16 protein-coding genes and 1 pseudogene are annotated in these 17,713 nt (G+C 38.6%); 8 read left to right on the forward strand and 9 right to left on the reverse strand.

Annotation, left to right across the window (positions count from 1 at the left end):
• Nucleotides 1-72: 72 nt before the first annotated feature.
• A pseudogene (locus tag VF06_RS43205) lies at nucleotides 73-252 on the forward strand (6-pyruvoyl tetrahydropterin synthase); the annotation flags it as partial.
• Nucleotides 253-579: 327 nt separating this feature from the next.
• Nucleotides 580-2,601, forward strand: a complete 2,022-nt coding sequence (gene htpG / locus VF06_RS35760; RefSeq protein WP_099071801.1) for a molecular chaperone HtpG — start codon at nucleotides 580-582, stop codon at nucleotides 2,599-2,601.
• Here htpG and VF06_RS39920 read toward each other — a convergent pair.
• The gene (locus VF06_RS39920; protein WP_143861874.1) at nucleotides 2,573-2,725 is read right to left on the reverse strand and encodes a histidine kinase; all 153 of its coding nucleotides are present in this window, start codon (nucleotides 2,723-2,725) and stop codon (nucleotides 2,573-2,575) included. The genes htpG and VF06_RS39920 overlap by 29 nt on opposite strands.
• 75 nt (nucleotides 2,726-2,800) lie before the next feature.
• Here VF06_RS39920 and rpmB point away from each other — a divergent pair, with 75 nt between their 5' ends.
• A complete protein-coding gene (gene rpmB / locus VF06_RS35765) occupies nucleotides 2,801-3,037 on the forward strand; it encodes a 50S ribosomal protein L28 (protein ID WP_099071802.1) in 237 nt (78 codons plus the stop codon).
• 388 nt (nucleotides 3,038-3,425) lie between these two features.
• Here the strand turns inward: rpmB and VF06_RS35770 are convergent, their stop codons facing one another.
• Nucleotides 3,426-4,064: a Uma2 family endonuclease gene (locus VF06_RS35770; protein ID WP_099071803.1), complete on the reverse strand. Its 639-nt coding sequence runs from the start codon at nucleotides 4,062-4,064 to the stop codon at nucleotides 3,426-3,428.
• Nucleotides 4,065-6,138: 2,074 nt separating this feature from the next.
• Between VF06_RS35770 and VF06_RS35780 the strand changes: the two genes are divergently transcribed.
• Together VF06_RS35780 and VF06_RS35785 are read left to right on the forward strand one after the other, a co-directional pair.
• Nucleotides 6,139-6,738 (forward strand): helix-turn-helix domain-containing protein, encoded by a 600-nt coding sequence (locus tag VF06_RS35780; protein ID WP_099071805.1) that lies wholly within the window; start codon nucleotides 6,139-6,141, stop codon nucleotides 6,736-6,738.
• Between the two features lie 101 nt (nucleotides 6,739-6,839).
• Entirely contained in the window at nucleotides 6,840-9,914 is a 3,075-nt protein-coding gene (locus tag VF06_RS35785) for a peptidase domain-containing ABC transporter (protein WP_099071806.1), read from the forward strand.
• 147 nt (nucleotides 9,915-10,061) lie between these two features.
• Here the strand turns inward: VF06_RS35785 and VF06_RS35790 are convergent, their stop codons facing one another.
• On the reverse strand, nucleotides 10,062-10,427 hold the full coding sequence (locus tag VF06_RS35790; protein WP_099071807.1) for a four helix bundle protein: 366 nt from the start codon (nucleotides 10,425-10,427) through the stop codon (nucleotides 10,062-10,064).
• 134 nt (nucleotides 10,428-10,561) lie between these two features.
• Here VF06_RS35790 and VF06_RS35800 point away from each other — a divergent pair, with 134 nt between their 5' ends.
• Together VF06_RS35800 and VF06_RS35805 are read left to right on the forward strand one after the other, a co-directional pair.
• Nucleotides 10,562-12,109, forward strand: a complete 1,548-nt coding sequence (locus VF06_RS35800) for a beta-barrel domain-containing protein (protein ID WP_099071821.1) — start codon at nucleotides 10,562-10,564, stop codon at nucleotides 12,107-12,109.
• 222 nt (nucleotides 12,110-12,331) lie between these two features.
• On the forward strand, nucleotides 12,332-13,159 hold the full coding sequence (locus VF06_RS35805; protein ID WP_099071808.1) for a peptidylprolyl isomerase: 828 nt from the start codon (nucleotides 12,332-12,334) through the stop codon (nucleotides 13,157-13,159).
• A gap of 229 nt (nucleotides 13,160-13,388) precedes the next feature.
• On the opposite strand, the gene VF06_RS35810 is transcribed toward VF06_RS35805, so the two are convergent.
• Complete coding sequence (locus tag VF06_RS35810; RefSeq protein WP_099071809.1) at nucleotides 13,389-13,682, reverse strand: HetP family heterocyst commitment protein; 294 nt, start codon at nucleotides 13,680-13,682, stop codon at nucleotides 13,389-13,391.
• Nucleotides 13,683-13,838: 156 nt separating this feature from the next.
• Entirely contained in the window at nucleotides 13,839-14,936 is a 1,098-nt protein-coding gene (locus VF06_RS35815) for a T3SS effector HopA1 family protein (protein ID WP_099071810.1), read from the reverse strand.
• Between VF06_RS35815 and VF06_RS39925 the strand changes: the two genes are divergently transcribed.
• Nucleotides 14,931-15,158, forward strand: a complete 228-nt coding sequence (locus VF06_RS39925; protein ID WP_143861875.1) for a hypothetical protein — start codon at nucleotides 14,931-14,933, stop codon at nucleotides 15,156-15,158. The genes VF06_RS35815 and VF06_RS39925 overlap by 6 nt on opposite strands.
• Before the next feature lie 11 nt (nucleotides 15,159-15,169).
• Here VF06_RS39925 and VF06_RS35820 read toward each other — a convergent pair whose 3' ends face one another.
• The 4 genes from VF06_RS35820 to VF06_RS35840 form a co-directional block, all read right to left on the reverse strand.
• Nucleotides 15,170-16,348 carry a phosphotransferase gene (locus VF06_RS35820; RefSeq protein ID WP_099071811.1) on the reverse strand — a complete coding sequence of 393 codons (1,179 nt, stop codon included), beginning with the start codon at nucleotides 16,346-16,348 and terminating at the stop codon, nucleotides 15,170-15,172.
• Nucleotides 16,349-16,649: 301 nt separating this feature from the next.
• Nucleotides 16,650-16,883: a hypothetical protein gene (locus VF06_RS35830; RefSeq protein WP_099071813.1), complete on the reverse strand. Its 234-nt coding sequence runs from the start codon at nucleotides 16,881-16,883 to the stop codon at nucleotides 16,650-16,652.
• A 134-nt stretch (nucleotides 16,884-17,017) separates the two neighbouring features.
• Nucleotides 17,018-17,248: a hypothetical protein gene (locus VF06_RS35835; protein WP_099071814.1), complete on the reverse strand. Its 231-nt coding sequence runs from the start codon at nucleotides 17,246-17,248 to the stop codon at nucleotides 17,018-17,020.
• 126 nt (nucleotides 17,249-17,374) lie between these two features.
• Entirely contained in the window at nucleotides 17,375-17,605 is a 231-nt protein-coding gene (locus VF06_RS35840; RefSeq protein ID WP_099071815.1) for a hypothetical protein, read from the reverse strand.
• Nucleotides 17,606-17,713: the final 108 nt, after the last annotated feature.

The following is a 17,713-nucleotide window of genomic DNA, read 5'->3' on the forward strand; positions in this document are numbered from 1 at the left end:
GCTACCCCCGCAGCTACCCCCGCAGCTACCCCGACTGCTAGTCCTAAATAAAGCACTCTGAAAATTGATTTCAAGTCAGTCGCGCTGTACATTAGTAATATACTGCGATCGCCCATTCAAGAATTAGGATCTGAGCTTTACAAAGTTAAACTCTTTGAAAGCCCCAATAACTCCTGCGAAATTTACTGTAATGAGTCTGATGTAAATTCAATCAGTGCAACAGTGAGTGAACTGGTGTTAGCAGAGGTTTAGTATGGGGCATGGGAGATGGGGAGATGSGGAGATGGGGAGATGGGGAGGATGAGGGAGAATAATAACTCTGAGTGTTAACAGTCAACAGTCAACAGTCAACAGTCATCAGTCAACAGTCATCAGTCACCAGTCAACACTCTTCTACTGGGGAGTAGGGAAATCCGAATCATCAAATGGGGGCAAACAACGCTCAAGCAAGCAGCGATCGCTTAAGTTATGCTTTTAAAATCCTAATTGGTATCATGCTCTCATGTATTCTCCGGGTTTATCCCTGAAAGCAGAGGGCGATATCATCATTTCAGATACTAACATCAAAGATTACTAATCATGTTAGAACAAGGCACTATCAGTATTCATACTGAAAATATTTTCCCGATCATTAAGAAGTCCCTCTACTCAGATCACCAAATCTTTTTGCGGGAACTGGTATCTAACGCTGTAGACGCCATCCAAAAGCTGAAAATGGTATCCCGCGCCGGAGATTACACGGGAGACATAGGCGAACCAGAAATCGTCATTGCCATTGACAAAGATAACAAGACTCTCTCTATTTCTGATAACGGTATCGGCATGACCGCCGATGAAGTTAAGAAATATATCAATCAAGTCGCCTTTTCAAGTGCTGAAGAATTTATTCATAAGTATCAAGGCAAATCTGACCAGCCCATCATCGGTCATTTCGGTCTTGGCTTTTATTCTTCGTTCATGGTGGCGCAAAAGGTAGAAATTGATACTCTCTCCTACCAAGAAGGAGCGCAGGCGGTTCACTGGAGTTGTGATGGTTCTCCTGCGTTCACTCTAGATGAGTCATCCCGCACAACTCGCGGTACTACCATTACTCTCACCTTGCAAGGAGAAGAGGAAGAATTTCTCGAATCTGCACGGATTAAGAATCTTGTCAAGACTTACTGTGATTTCATGCCAGTACCAATTAAACTGGATGGAGAAGTAGTAAACAAACAAAAAGCCCCGTGGCGGGAGTCTCCGAACAACCTGACTAAGGAAGATTACTTAGAGTTTTACCGCTATCTGTATCCTTTCCAAGAAGAACCTTTGTTATGGGTACATCTGAATACTGACTATCCGTTTATCATCAACGGGATTTTGTATTTTCCCAAAATGAGACCGGATGTAGATGTCACAAAAGGTCAGATCAAGCTGTTTTGCAATCAAGTTTTTGTCAGCGACAACTGTGAAGAAATTATCCCGCAATTTTTGATGCCGATGCGGGGTGTAATTGATAGTACCGATATTCCCTTGAACGTATCCCGCAGTGCATTGCAAGGCGATCGCACCGTGAAGCGCATTGGTGATTACATTGCCAAAAAAGTCGGCGATCGCCTCAAAGAACTTTTCCGCGACAACCGCGAACAATACACTAGCATCTGGAAAGATCTCGGCACTTTCGTGAAATTTGGCGTCCTCAACGACGACAAATTCAAAAAACAAATCGAAGACATCATCATCTTTCGCACCACAAAAGCAATAGCAAATGGGGAGTCGGCATTAGAGAATAGCGAAACTCCTTCAGTTCAAGTTCAATCTAGTGAAGATGATGCTTGGCAAGATGTTACACCCACCCCTAACTCTCCACAGAGTACAGACGCCATTAATCACGTCTCTACCCAGTCTCCTTACACTACGCTCAAAGAATACTTAGAACGCAACAAAGAACGCCACGAAAACCGGGTTTTCTACAGCACCGATGAAGCCAGCCAAGCCACATACATAGAACTACACAAAAATCAAGGTTTAGAAGTCCTATTTATGGACTCCTTCATCGATACCCACTTCATTAATTTCCTAGAGCGGGAATACAATGATGTCAAATTTACGCGGGTAGACTCCGACCTAGATAACACCCTGCTAGACAAAGACAAAGCACAGGAAATAGTCGATCCCAAAACCAACAAAACCCGCAGCGAGAGCATCAAAGAATTATTTGAGAAATCCCTCAACAAGCCCAAAGTCAACATCCGCACCGAAGCTTTAAAATCAGACGATCCCCAAGGAACACCACCGGCGATGGTACTGTTACCAGAAATTCTTCGCCGCCTGCGGGAAATGAACGCCATGATGACACAGCAGACAGCAGAATTTCCCGAAGACCACATTTTGCTAGTGAATACTGCTCATCCACTGATTCAAAACCTAGCGCATCTCAGCCAAGGCAGTATCATTCAAGAAGATAGTGAATCACCCACAGATCAGTTAGTCAAAATGATTTGCCAACATGTCTATGATTTAGCCCTAATGACCCAAAAAGGCTTTGACGCTGATGGTATGAAATCTTTTGTTGAGCGATCGAATGAAGTATTGACTAAGCTGACAGAACAAGCCAGCAAATAATGGCGCATAGGGGATTGGGCATGGGGCATGGGGCATTGGGCATTGGGCATTGGGCATTGGGCATTGGGAAGATTTTCTCCCCATCTCCCATCCCCCCCATCTCCCCATCCCCTCTTCTCCCCATCCCCCTCTCCACTTCTGTTGCCTTAGCCCTAAAATGGAAAGGCTGTATTAAAATAACAATCTGGAGATAGTTGCTATGTCTCGTCGCTGTGAACTAACTGGTAAGAAGGCAAATAACGCTTATTCTGTTTCCCACTCCCACCGCCGTAACAAACGCCTTCAGCACGCTAATCTACAAGTAAAGCGTGTTTGGTGGCCGAGCGGAAATCGCTGGGTGAAATTAAAGCTTTCTACTAAAGCAATCAAATCCCTAGAAACCAAAGGGATAGAAGCAATGGCAAAAGAAGCCGGTATTAACTTGAATCATTACTAATTAATGTCAATTGATAGCCTGAGATTTTTGTAGAAGAGAATACAGGTCATTGGTGGGGTAGCAACTGTTGTGCTACCCTATTTTTTATATTTTGAATGGTAATGGCAATACACTTGGATTAAAGATATGTATGAATAAATGCGCTAAGCTTCTAAAAGCTTCACATAACTCTGCTTGGTGTAATACCATTACACAAAATTTTTGATCTAAATTAGTTTTCTCACTTACTCTGCTTTGCCTAATTGCCATCTGTATCAATCTTAAGGTGAAACGGTATATAACTGGGCGATCTGTTCTGGCGTAAAAAAGTTCTTAGTTGATGTGGCATAGTTGCTTTTAAGCAGCTTTACTTTTTTAGTATGCAACTTAAGTTTCCATTAGCTTACTACTATATCTGCTTTTTTACCCAAGCACGAAAAGCTTTAAGTGTTGCATTTCTGCCTGTTGTGGCGCTTTGTTCAAGATATTGGGGAATTGTTTCGGTTAGTGGGAATGAAGGAAAGTTTAAGCTTTGCCCAGATTCTACATAATGACCATCTTGCAAAATATTAATTTTGAGCTTTCCTCCTTCAAAACGCCAAAGTTCCGGCACTTTTAATGCTTGATAAATATTAGGGTGAGTCCGAGAAGTAATATCAATTTCTAAAGCTAAATCTGGAGGCGGGTCTACTGTTAAATCTAACCGCTTTTTTTTGCGAATTTTTGATTCATTTTTGATATAAAAACACTGGTCTGGTTCTATACCTTGAGCCATTGCTTGGTTTTTGAATGTCGTAGAACCAAGGCTGATGAACTCAGTATTTAGTTCTTCTAGAAGCGCTTTGACTAAATCGCTAATAATTTCTTTATCAAATTCATGTTCTGGCAGTGGTGCCATAATCTCTAATATTCCGTTGTCATAAGCAATTCGGGCTGCACGGTGTTCGCCTAATTCCTCTAGAATTGTTTCCAATTCCTGCCAGGTTACATCTTGCAGTAGCACTCTTTGTCCCGGTGGAACATGGATGCGCTTGAGTTCTAACAACATCATCTCCACTCCCAGTAGCTCAAACCTAAATTTACCTTACTCTAGTTGACTAGGGAACTGTGACTAATTTTGTGGCTTCATCGGTGAAATAGGCCGCAGCTTGTTAAGCTTGTTAGTGGCGATCGCTTGTTTAAAAAATCTTCATAAAAGTTTATTTATGTATAAGCTTGCTCGCATACATATAAGCGATCGCAAAAGAAAAAACCTCTGGAATCCCAGAGGTTTCGGTTCCTGATTTAGTTTCTACTCTTTACTACAAGTTCTCCTTAGCCATTTCCTGATAGCGAAGAAGATTATTTTGTTTACAGCCTGAGTACTGCTGAGTATATTGGCTGTAACCCTGATTTTCGCGTCTAGGGACTTTTAAATAAAAAATATTCCATAAAAGAGTTGACTGTTGACTGTTGACCGTTAGCAGGGGCCACTGATGAATACGTAGGGGTTTGACAAATGAAGCAAGTGGCGCTGTGTTGACCGAAATCCCTAGTAGTGGACTGACACAGCTAAAATAGTGCATTAGAAAATTCTTGTGGGGTGGGCTTCTAGCCCGCCCTGGAAGGGTGAGAACACAATACGGTTCGGATAAGCAGTATGAACTTCCCTTGTGGTCTGGGAAAAGGTGAGCCAGCGCGGTCTTGGGGGTTTCCCCCATGAGCGACTGGCGAACCCCGAAGGGGTTAAGGGGTAAGGGGATTTGGATGTATTTGAAACCTTTTCCCTTTCCCCTTTCCCCTTTAACCGAACCGTATTGGGTGAGGACACCCATCCCACAATAAAATCTATTGCAACATTTAAGACTTGCCACGCCACTACATTTACATTTCATTCTCAAGGTAGATACAGATATACGAAATATAGTAGATAGTAATTTACATAATTTTCTTACTATGGACAGATGTAAACTTCCTAAAAAATTAAGCAACTATGAGATTTTTGGCAATCATTGTTTCACAAACAATCAGTTAAATATCCTGGAGGTTTATCGAATAAAAAAAACAGATTGTAGCTTATTTTTTCAAAAAATTTAATAAAGAAGCAATCGATTTTTGAGATATATTAATTTTAAAAATTTCATAAATTTATTATCAAGTTTTTACGAAAAAATCATATTTTTTTGTAAAAACTCTTGACTAAATGTGGGATTATTTTTAAATAAATAGCAGTGGATAAAAATAAAGCTTGAATAACTGTCACTTTTTTATTAAGCTTTTATTTCAGAGAGGTTCAAATCTATCACTATCTGTTGATGAAGAATTAGCTGGTTCTAGGATACTGTAAGAAATAGATTTGTACTCATACCTGACCTGGAATGTTTTTAAGTGTCAATTTACCAAACAAGAGCCAAAATCTTGTAGGTAATCAAAACTATTAAGAGGTTAACCTCTAAAGCTGTATTGCAGAATTTAGTAAAATTATTAAAATAAGGGCTACCCGAAGGCTCGAAAGTGTTTGCCTATTACCATCAACCAGGGGCGAATGGTTGTAACCAGTACCATTATTGCACTGGGCTTCAGGAAAGTCTGTCAAATTCTAGGCGTTAACCAGTGAAGAGTTGACTGGTTCTAAGTGTTTTACCATTAACTGTCACAATTTTATATTTTTGGTGTAAGTTGTGCCTTTTGTGAATTGAATCAATCTCAAATTCAAAATTCTTTGACTACTTTATTAAGGCACATAAAAGTTATGTCTAGGAGTATATTTTGTCAAGGCTGTTTGCTATTTTTCAGCTATCTTTTTTTAGCTGCTTAGGAATGCAGTCCATAAGCAAAATTTTGCTGCACAGACATAATCAAAGCTCAGGTAATATGTCTCAGATTTGGCAGTTACTTTCCAAGTGAAGACCATCTACGGCAATTTTTAAGCATTTAAATCTGAGAAAAACAATGAAAATCTCTCTAATTTTATCAAAGTAGGGAGTAATAGATAGCGTTAATTACACACCAGCACAATATTTCATCAACCTTTGAGGAGGAATAGTGACTTTTGGAGGTTTTATTCTTTCTTTAAAGCTGAAGAACAAGTGTAAAAGATAAATTTGCCCACATTTGATAGTTGACGGCAACTGGTAGAAATTATGTCAGAATATTCCGGTCAAGACAATGCTTTTGAAAGCTATGATATGCACGAAAGCAAGTTTTTAACGCCTTTTCAGCGAAAAGCGCTACTGAAAAATTTGCAAACAAATTTACAAGCAGAATATCGTCGGCGGATTGAAATTATGTTGCTGGCGGATATGGGTAAATCTCAAAGCCAAATTTGTGAAGCTTTAGGTTGTTCGCAGGAAATGGCGCGGTATTGGATTGGAATTGCAGAGGCGGGTATGGCGCACAAATGGAATGAGCGTCCTATCGGTAGACCCAAGACTGTTAACGATCGCTACATCGAACGTTTGAAAGAATTAGTCAGTAATAGTCCCCGTGAATATGGCTATGCATTTAGTTATTGGACAGCACAATGGTTGAGCAAACATTTAGCAAATGAATTTGGTATTCAAATTACCGATCGCCATATCAATCGTTTACTCAAACAAATGGGTCTTTCCACCAAACGTAAAAACAATCAGCCACAAGAAACTGACCAAAATAAAGATGCTGGTATTACAATTTCTGATTTGCAATCTAATCCTGAAGCTAAGGTAAATTGGTCTTTTAATTTAATTCAATCAAATAACTAATCTGTCATGAATCATTAGTCATTGGTCAGTTATCCAATGCCCAATGACCAATGACCAATACCCCATGCCCCATGACCAAATACAGTTTTGGAGATTAGAAAATGTCATCAGCATTTTCTCAGCAATATTTAGCTGAACAAATAACTCGAACTTTAGGTGACTCGCTATCAGATGAACAACTGCAAAAATGTCTCAAAGTAGTAGAAATTATTGAACCACCAGTAGCGAAGCAGTTTTGGGAAGCAACTACAGCTGAGCCAGGAATTTATATTGTTCTCAGTGGTAAAGTGAGGCTTTTGGATAACTCTAATAACTTAATTACTACTTTCTTGTCTGGAGCATCATTTGGCGAATTGACTTTATTTCCAGAATATCAATTCAATCCTTACGTTGCTAGAGCTTCTGTTAATTTAAAGCTTTGTTATCTCAAACGAGAGATTGTAGAAGCAGTAATTTTGAGTTCGGATAGCATCAAGAATCGCCTTTTAAAACGTGCAGAAACTTGGGATTTACTTCTTTTATGTTCCCACAATTCCTTAATTAATCTTAATGGAAGTGTAGAGGAAATATTGAAAGCATTATCTTTATTTCATCGTCACATTTTGGAAAGTGGTTCTTTAATGAATAACCTCATCCAAGATAAACACTTGTGGTTACTTCATTGTGGTGAAATACAAAACTCTAGCGGACAGAGATTAACGCCGGGAAAAATTTATTTAAATCCAAAACATGGAAATTGGCAAGTAACTCAACCAACCATTGCTTATAGTTTGAGTAATGTTGATTGGCAAACAGCACTACAACATTGGCCGCAATTAATAGAATTAATAGATTTTCAAGAACGTCAAGCTGAAGTGGCTAGTAGGGAGTGGGGAGTAGGGAGTGGGGAAAGTTTTTCTCAATCCCCAATACCCAGTCCCCAATACCCAATTCCTAAAGTTGAGTCGAAACAAAAGCCAAATAAACAACGACCATACTTTCCTAGTCCAAAAGTCAGGGCTGGGCATTTTTTCGGGCGTTTGACTAAACGATATCCATTTTTTGAACAACAAAGCGCTTCAGACTGTGGTGCATCTTGCTTGGTAATGATTAGCCGCTATTGGGGTAAGCGCTTTAATGTCAACCGCATACGGGATTTGACTAACATCAGTCGTAGTGGCGCGTCAATGCGAGGTTTGAGTGTCGCCGCAGAAACTATGGGCTTTGCGAGTCGTCCGGTAAAAGCTAGCTTAGATAAATTAGCACAACAACCCCTACCAGCGATCGCTCACTGGGAAGGCAAACATTATGTTGTTGTCTATGAAATCAATCAAAAGCGTGTGATTATTGGCGACCCCGCCATCGGTCAACGTAACCTGACTCATAGCGAATTTAAAACCGGTTGGACTGGTTATGCTTTGTTATTACAACCCACAGATTTACTCAGAGAAACCGACGAAACAATTACACCATTTTGGCAGTTTTTTGATTTAGTAAAACCCCACTCCCAAGTATTGATAGAAGTATTTATCGCTTCAGTATTAATACAATTACTTGGACTTGTGATGCCTTTATTTACTCAGTTACTCTTAGACCGAGTAATTGTCCAAGGTAGCACCTTAACTTTAAATGCCGTTGGTTTAGGATTACTAATTTTTAGTTTTTTTCGGGTTGCCATTACTGGACTGCGGCAATATCTATTAGATCACACAGCAAATCGCTTGGGGCTAGCACTATTAGTAGGTTTTATTAAACATACTTTTCGCTTGCCTTTAGCTTTTTTTGAGTCGCGTTATGTAGGCGATATCGTTTCTCGCGTCCAAGAAAATCAAAAAATTCAGCGATTTTTAACTGGAGAAGCTCTTTCTATTTGCTTGGATTTGTTAACAGTATTTATCTATGTTGGATTGATGTTTTGGTACAGTTGGCAAATGGCGTTATTATGCTTGGCAATTGTACCACCCTTTGTATTGTTGGCGCTCATCGCTACACCTTTTTTGCGCCGCATCAGCCGCGAAGTTTTTAATGCCTCAGCCCACGAAAATAGTTATTTAATTCAATCCCTCACGGGTATTCGCTCAGTTCGCTCGATGGCAATCGAGCAAACAGTACGCTGGCGTTGGGAAGAACTGCTAAATAATGTCATTAAAAAGACTTTTAGCGGACAGATAATTAGTAATCAGCTACAAATTTTCAGTTCTGGCATCGAATCCCTAGTGACCACTGGATTACTTTGGTTTGGTGCGTGGCAAGTAATCCAAAACCAACTGACTATCGGGCAATTAGTGGCTTTTAATATGTTGTTAGGCAACATTATTAGACCTTTTCAAAGACTCGTGGTGCTGTGGAATCAATTACAAGAAGTAATTATTTCCACAGAAAGAATTAATGATGTTTTGGAAGCAGAACCAGAAGAAGATTTACAATATCAAACACGACAGATATTAAATAATTTACGCGGCCATATCATCTTTGACAATGTTACTTTTAGATATCATCCAGAAAGCGATATTAATGTCTTAGAAAATCTCAGTTTTGAAATCAAACCCGAACAAACTGTTGCAGTAGTAGGACGTAGTGGTTCTGGAAAAACAACTCTCTCAAAATTAATTTTGGGACTATATCCGCCGACAGATGGTAAAGTACTGATTGACGGTCAAGATGTAACTAATATATCCCTGCGATCGCTGCGTTCTCAAATTGGTGTTGTTGACCAAGATACATTTTTGTTCGGCGGTACAATACGCGAAAACATCAGCATTGCTCACCCAGAAGCCTCACAAGAAGAAATAGTTGAAGCCGCACGTTTAGCAGGGGCAGACGAATTTATTCAGCAAATGCCAATGGGCTACGAAACCCAAATTGGCGAAAGTGGTGGTATGTTATCTGGCGGACAACGGCAACGCTTAGCCATCGCCCGTGCTTTGCTAGGAAATCCCTCTTTCTTAGTATTAGATGAAGCAACCAGTCACCTAGATGCTGAATCGGAACGGATTATTCAGAACAACCTCAAAAAAATTCTTCGAGGACGCACAAGTTTAATTATTGCTCATCGACTTTCTACCGTGCGTCATGCCGACTTGATTTTAGTTCTAGACAGGGGAATTCTACTGGAAAGCGGTACTCACGAGCAATTAATTGCCAAAAAAGGTCATTATTTCTATCTCAATCAGCAACAATTCGCGCAAAGAGCTTGATAGGGTATGGGGCATGGGGCATGGGGCATAGGGCATAAAATTAATATCATTTCTCTAAATCCTGACTACAGATAATTCTCTCTGTGCCCCTTGGTGTCTATGTGTAGCTATATTTTGGACAATTTGTATAAGTTGCTGTTGCTTTCCTTATTGTCTATTTCCTATGGATTTGAGATAAGCATTAAGTTTGGGTAACAGTTGGTCAAGAATTGGTTTAAATCTGTTTACCTGTTCATTTGTCAATAACTGTCTGGCATAAGCTAATCTCAACCAGCTAATAGTTTCATACAAAGACCCTCTGGCAATCCTAACGAAACGTCGATTGTCTTGGTCGTTGTACCTGCCTCTACCTTCTGCGATATTTGCACAAATACTGTCAGCAGACCGAACAATTTGCTTACCAAGCGTATCTTTAGTGAAATTGTCCCATATTTTAACAATATGCCAAATTTCATTAGCTAACTTTTCTGCAAGTTGATAAACTTCCAAATCCTCAAAATCAGGTCTTCTCACAAAAATCCATCGATCATTTATCGATTAATAGTTCCCAATTCTCACGCCCAATGCCCAATGCCCAATGCCCAATGCCCAATGCCCCATGCCCCATGCCCCATGCCCCATTCCCAATGCCCCATTCCCCAATTCCTATGCCAAACTCATCTAATAATTCATCATCTGCGTTCGCCATAGAAAAGGACGCTAAATTTTACCTAACTGAGGACAAAAGTAGTGTTGTCAATCCTCAAGTACAGGAAACATCTCAGACGAATGATTGGTTTTACGGTACTGAGGAACTGTTAGATGCTTTACCAAAGATTTGGACGCGTTCTTTATTGTATTTACTGGTTGGCTTTGCTGCCATTGTTATACCTTGGTCGATGCTTTCTAAGGTTGATGAGACAGGAAGTGCTAGAGGACGGATGGAACCTGAAGGAGCAACGCAACAATTGGACAGTCCTGTTAGTGGTAGTGTGACGGCTGTGAATGTCAAGGAAGGTGCAACGGTAAAAGCGGGACAGGTTTTAGTTCAACTGGAGTCTGATGTGCTGCGTTCGGAACTACAACAGGTGCAGACAAAACTAGAGGGTTTGTTAAATCGGCGATCGCAACTCGATCTCCTCAAAAATCAAATTATACTGACGATTAATATCCAAGAACAGCAAAATAAGTCCCAAGAATTGGAGAAAATCGCCCAAATTAATCAAGCACAACAAAACCTTGACGCCAAGCAAAGTACTTATAACTTAGAACGAGTGGAAAAACTGGCTTTAGTAGAACAAGCTAGTCAAAATATTAACTCTACTCAAATTGCCCGGAAATTAGCTCAGACTCGTTTAACGCGAGATTCCACGGAAGTTGAACGATATCGCCAACTTTTGCAAGAAGGAGCAATTCCCCAAACCAAACTTGTGGAACTTCAAAAAGTAGCAGAAGAAAGCCAACGCTTACAAGAGCAAGCAAAATCTGATATAACTCAAGCTCAATTGCGGTTAAAAGAAGAACTCAATCGCTATCGTTCTCTCATGAGCCAAGCTTATTCAGATATTCAACTTTTCAAACTTCGTTTACAAGAACAGCAAAATAGCTATCGCAGTTTAATACAAGCAGGTAAACTGGCAATACTGAAAAATCAGGAACAATTAAAAGATTTACAAACCCAAATTACTAGCGTGCAATCGGAAATTTTGCAAACTGGCGGCCAGATTACATCCTTAAAACTACAATTACAACAACGAATAGTGCGATCGCCTGTTGATGGGGTAATCTTTGAATTACCTATTCAAAAACCAGGCTCAGTAGTAGAACCAGGACAATTAATTGCCCAAGTTGCACCAAACGATACTCCCTTAATTCTCAAAGCCCAAATACCCAGCCAAGAAAGCGGTTTTTTGAAGGTGGGAATGCCGGTTAAAGTCAAATTTGATGCTTATCCTTTCCAAGATTATGGAGTAGTGCAAGGACACGTTAACTGGATTTCACCTGATTCAAAAATTCAAAGGAGCGAACAAGGTAACACCGAAACCTATGAACTAGAAATCTCCCTAGCTCAGTCTTATATTCAAACCGCCAACAAACGTATTCCCATAACACCAGGTCAAACAGCCACCGCAGAGGTAGTTATCCGCCAACGTCGGATAATAGACTTTATCTTAGATCCATTTAAAAAATTACAACAAGGTGGTTTAGAGCTTTAAGGATTTAGGTTACGTTGACTGTTGACTGTTGACTGTTGACTGTTGACTGTTAACGGTCAATAGTTTTTATTCTTTTTTATCTGTTCCCTATTCCCTGTTTCCTGTTCACTTTTAATTTTCTAAAAAATCATCATCAAAAGATAAGAAAGCTATAATTAATAGAGTTGCAATTACAATTAAAACGCCCTATTAAATTAGGTGAATAATTGGAGGAATTAGATTATGTCAAAGGTAATGACTGTTTCTCCTGAGGATATTATTGACCACGTTAAACTGTCTTTTCAAATACCTAGTATATTGGAGGCGATCGCCAGTCGAAAAATTGTTGAAGATGAAGCTAAACAGGCAGGTATTGAAGTTGGTTTAGAAGAACTACAAAAGGCGGCGGATCAGCTGCGTTTAGCTAACCAACTTTTGAAAGCAGAAGATACTTGGTCATGGTTAGAAAAAAATTATATTTCTCTCGATGACTTTGAAAAGATAGTAGAAACTACTTTATTATCTGCCAAATTAGCAAATCATTTATTTGCCAACAAAGTCGAGGCATTTTTTTACGCCCATCAACTTGATTACGTCGGAGCAGTAACTTATGAAGTGATTTTAGATGACGAAGACTTAGCACTAGAATTGTTTTATGCTCTGCAAGAAGGCGAAATTAGTTTCCAAGAAATCGCCCGCCAATACATCGAAAATATTGAAATCCGACGTGCTGGAGGTTATCAAGGAATACGTCTTCGCAAGGATTTTAGACCAGAAATAGCAGCAGCGGTTTTTGCTGCTAATCCTCCGCAAATTCTCAAACCAATTACCACTCCCAAAGGAGTACATATAATTGCAGTTGAGGAAATTATTAAACCTCAATTGGATGAACAGCGACGCCTACAAATCATAGGAGAATTATTTGCTAATTGGTTAAAATCACAAATCACCGCTATGGAAATAGCGGTAAATTTCAGCAAAGCTCTTAATTCTCAAATCCCTAAAGAAATACTAATCGAACAGTCAGAGTTCAGAAGTTATAACTCAGAGTTAAAACAACCTTTGGCTTAACACCATTTCTTTGTGAAGCTGCATATATTTACCCTCCTGCTTGGCAAGGAGGGTCTTGATTATGTATATTTTCATACAGAATTGCCATAACACTATTCTCTTAGCAAAATTAATGTGACAAACCATTACTAATTTGTCACATTTTGTAGAAAAAATGTTTGTAGTAAGGACTTTAGTCCTTGATTGTGAAGCACTAAAGTGCTTACTACGAACCTATCATAACTCATCATTAATTTGAGCTATGTTTATCGTTACTTTGTTGAAACCAAGTTGATTCCAGTTGAAAAAATCCTAAATTTTGATGCTCGCTTTTATCAAAAACCCAATTATTCTTCATTAATCTAATGTAGGTACGAGATGGTATATATTCCAGAGGATTGAAGCCACTAAAACGTAGCATTAAAAGACAAGCCCAGGAGTACTTTCCATTTTTTATAGCGTTGATAATTTCTTCTAATTCTTGATGATTAAAAATAGCTGTTCGATGTAAATTTTCATCAAAATCAGGAAAATCTTCATTCATATAATTACCTCAGGAATTTACAGATGATGCTAAAATTAAGGAAAACTGATTAATTGAAGATGATATAATCAGTAAATAACCCTATAAAAATTTTGGATTTTAAATTTTAGATGAAAACCTAAAATCCAAAATTGTTTAACAAATCAAATCAGACTATTAGAGATGCAATGAAGTGTATATATCCTCAGAATTTGCATTGAGATAGGGACGTTGTAATTGAATTTGGTATAAAGAAAAATATTTTAAAACTGCTGTCATGCGTTCTTCTGGTGTATCATTTCCTCCCAGCCAACTATCAAGCAAACCATTGGCAATAATTTGACAGCGATTTGTACCGAAGCTTTCATGAGTGCTAAACTTTTGGTCTGGTTCTTCAGCGATCGCTAATCCTGGTGCTATTAACTTGGTAAACAAAGGTACTTCTTCTTTAAAATAAGATTTATTTTCTAAATACACCCTTTCTAATACTGGCTGAATAACCTCATATCTGTTTTTGTCAAAATAAAGTACTGCTGAATCACAACGTTCATAATCTGAAGGATTGTAGAGTGCTTTAAATGAAAAAGGAATATCTCTGAAGTTGAGTTGGGTAGTCAAACTATCCATCACTGCAACTGCTCCTTCTGCGGTTAAATTGAAATAAACACGCACAATATTTTCATTGGCATGAGAAGCTGCATTACCAATTGCCATATAGAATGCATTTTGTACTAAATTCTTGGGCATTCTAATTGCAACTAAGTTACCAAGAGTAGCATTTCGCTGTGCTGGTTGCAAATGAATATGTCGCTGTATATGTAGTTTCAAACCATTTTTATATACAATTAAAAAGTCATCTTCTTCTTGAATTACAAGCCAATCATTGCTGAAGTAGCCTTCACCCCTATTGCTTTCATGTAAGCGCTCATAAAAAGCTACATCTACACCCAAAAGAGTATTATTTTCCAGATTTTGGTTGAGTGCCAAATTTGATGTATCTGCATCAAAAGCAAGAGCAGATTTTAAAGAACCGTTGTAATAGATACCGTAGAGAAAACTACGCAATTGCAGACTTAAAAATTTGTTTTGCAGATCCAAAGGTAATTGCTGAAAGCCTGGAATTGCTGACTCTGGTAATTCCATTGGTTTGTAGTCTGGATGCTGAATGCAATAATGAGATTGAATTTGAACGTTATGAACGATGTCTTGTAACAATGTCTGCAATGGCTCTGGAACTTCTGATAGTTGAGTTTGTAGGGAGTCTAATAGTTGCATAATGGCTACTGTGTAAATAACAGAGGAGTAGAAGGGAAATTGGCGTTGCTGAATAATGGGATGATTCGGGGACACGGGGACACGGGGACACGGGGACACGGAGATATGGGGACACGGGGACACGGAGACATGGAGACACGGGGATTGTGCCTTGATGCAAATTCTCAAATCATCCCGCAATTATGCAACGACGGGAAATTTAGGGATTTTCAAAAAACGTAGACCACCAACGCCTACACAGGAGATAAGTTTGTTGGATAAAGGTCTGATGCTTGGACGCCAAAAATTGTGGGTATAGATGCTTCTGGACGACACAATAAACTCTTGGCAACTTGCAGCATACAGATACCAGAATTACCAAATCTCTTTTCATACTGGAGTATCGCCTGAATAGATCTAATCAAAGCTAAACCAGAAAATTGGATAACTCGTTGTAAAAAATCAGGACGATGTTCTAGTACTTGAGGAAATTCAGCTAAATAAGTAGTCACTAACGCCGCCATTGATGGCTGGAGGAGTTGCAAAGGAGTCGTAGCTAGACGTAAGGATTGTTCGATCGCAATATCTTTACCAATGACAATACTATATAGCCATATTTGCAGATAACTGGCTAACAAATTTCCTAAATCATTTGCTGGATCTCCCCAATCACAACGTTCCCAGTCAATCAGCCGAATCACACTTTCACCTGAAAGTGATTCCTGAAAAGTTGCTTGTTCCCAATTGAGAGAAATCAAAATATTATTCAGTTTCAAATCGTTATGAGTCAAACAGTAGGCATTAAAAGCGCTAGCCAAATCTGCGATCGCTTGTCCTAAACTATCGTAACGTTGATAAAGGGTGAAAAATTTCAATCCATCATTAGGAACTCTACCGAAAATTTCTGGTGTAATTCTATCTAGTCCTTGATGTAGGTTTGGAGGTTGTTGACTAGATGCATTTTCGCGATTTTGAAAGAATTCTCGATATTCTGGACGACTAAGACTTACACGATGAATCGATGCCAAAATCCTGCCAATTACCTTGGTAATATCAGTGGAGAAAAAATTCTCTTTGATGTAAAAGTCTGCCAAATCGCGATAATTACTCAGATAATTAAAAATAATAATGGAATTTTCCGCATCAAAATGCAGTACTTCCGAACAATAGGAGCGAATGTGACTAATTTCTGGAAAAGTCCGAAAAAAATTATGAATTCTCCATTCGTCAACAAACTCACCAACAGCTTTTCCTTCTCGATTGTGACGTTCTTGTTTAACTAAAAGTTGCTGACCTTCTGGTAAGGTAATTAACAAGTTAAAATTTTTCGCAGGCTTTAGCTCAATTTTACTCAATCCTTTTTTTTCATGAGTACATAATCCCAGAGAAATTAGGTAATCAAAAACATTTTGAGAACTTAATAAAAATGGCATATTTTTCAGATATTTCCTTGAAATTTTCAAATTTGCTATCACTCCATCCAGAAGCTAAAAAAAACAAGACTTTGTTTAATTTTTTTTGCTGAAGAGAGTAGAGCTTTTGCAAAAAATATTGATATAGTAAAGGAAGACAAGGGAGACAAATCAATTCAAAATTCATGCATGAAATAACTTTTGACTTTTTAATATCCCTTGCCTTCTGTCGAAGATAGCAATCCTAAATCATTGGTCTAAAAATACTATGAATTATTTAAATCAAGTAGGATTGCTATATTTATTAACTACAACTTGATTATCAACCAACAGCACTACTGCTATATGATTTAGCTATAAAAGCAATATGACCGATAGCATAGGTATCAACATATGCTTCAGCTAACTTTGTTAAAGTTGAAATGTCGCTAAATCCAGACCATTGGTCACCACCAGAGATGGAATCAGCGTCGCTTAAATCATTGAGAAAGCTTTCGGTTCCTGCAAACAATTCAGAACCAGAAACATAGAGTTCAGAAAGAGTAATATTTGCCATGACTTATTCCTCAAGCACTTGTAATCATTAGGTTTTCATTCAATTCATGTGATTGGCCTTTGGGTATAAATATCAATTAATTTCTATTTTTATACCCAAAGAGCTATTAAGCTTTCTACTTAACTACTCAAGCATTAGTAGTAAGTACCGTTGCTGTAAGATTTAGCGACAAAGGTGACATGACCGATAGCATAAGTATCAACATAAGCTTCAGCTAATTTTGTCAAGGTTGAAATGTCGCTAAAACCAGCATAATTACCACCAGAGATAGCATCAGCGTCGCTTAAATCATTGAGAAAGCTTTCTGTTCCTGCAAATAAATCAGAACCAGAAACGTAGAGTTCAGAAAGAGTGATATTTGCCATGACTTATTCCTCAAATCCTTGTATTGTTGTTCAATTCATTTAGTTGGCTCTTGGGTATAAATAGAAATCGCTTTCTATGTTTTATCCCAAAGAGCCATTGAGCTTTGTTAACTAACTACTCAGCAATTAGTAGTAAGTACCGTTGCTGTAGGACTTAGCGACAAAGGTGATATGACCGATAGCATAGGTATCAACGTATGCTTCAGCTAATTTTGTCAAGGTTGAAATGTCGCTAAAACCACCATAATTACCACCAGAGATAGCATCAGCGTCGCTTAAATCATTAAGAAAACTTTCGGTTCCTACAAATAATTCAGAACCAGAAACGTAGAGTTCAGAAAGAGTAATATTTGCCATGACTTATTCCTCAAATCTTTGTTGTAATTCAGCAGTAGAAATATATTTGTTTGGCTCTTGAGGATTATTCATAATCAAGAAACCCCGGATATGAAATAGAGACGACTT

Source organism: Nostoc linckia z4, from assembly GCF_002608075.1.
Taxonomy (GTDB): Bacteria; Cyanobacteriota; Cyanobacteriia; order Cyanobacteriales; family Nostocaceae; genus Nostoc; species Nostoc linckia.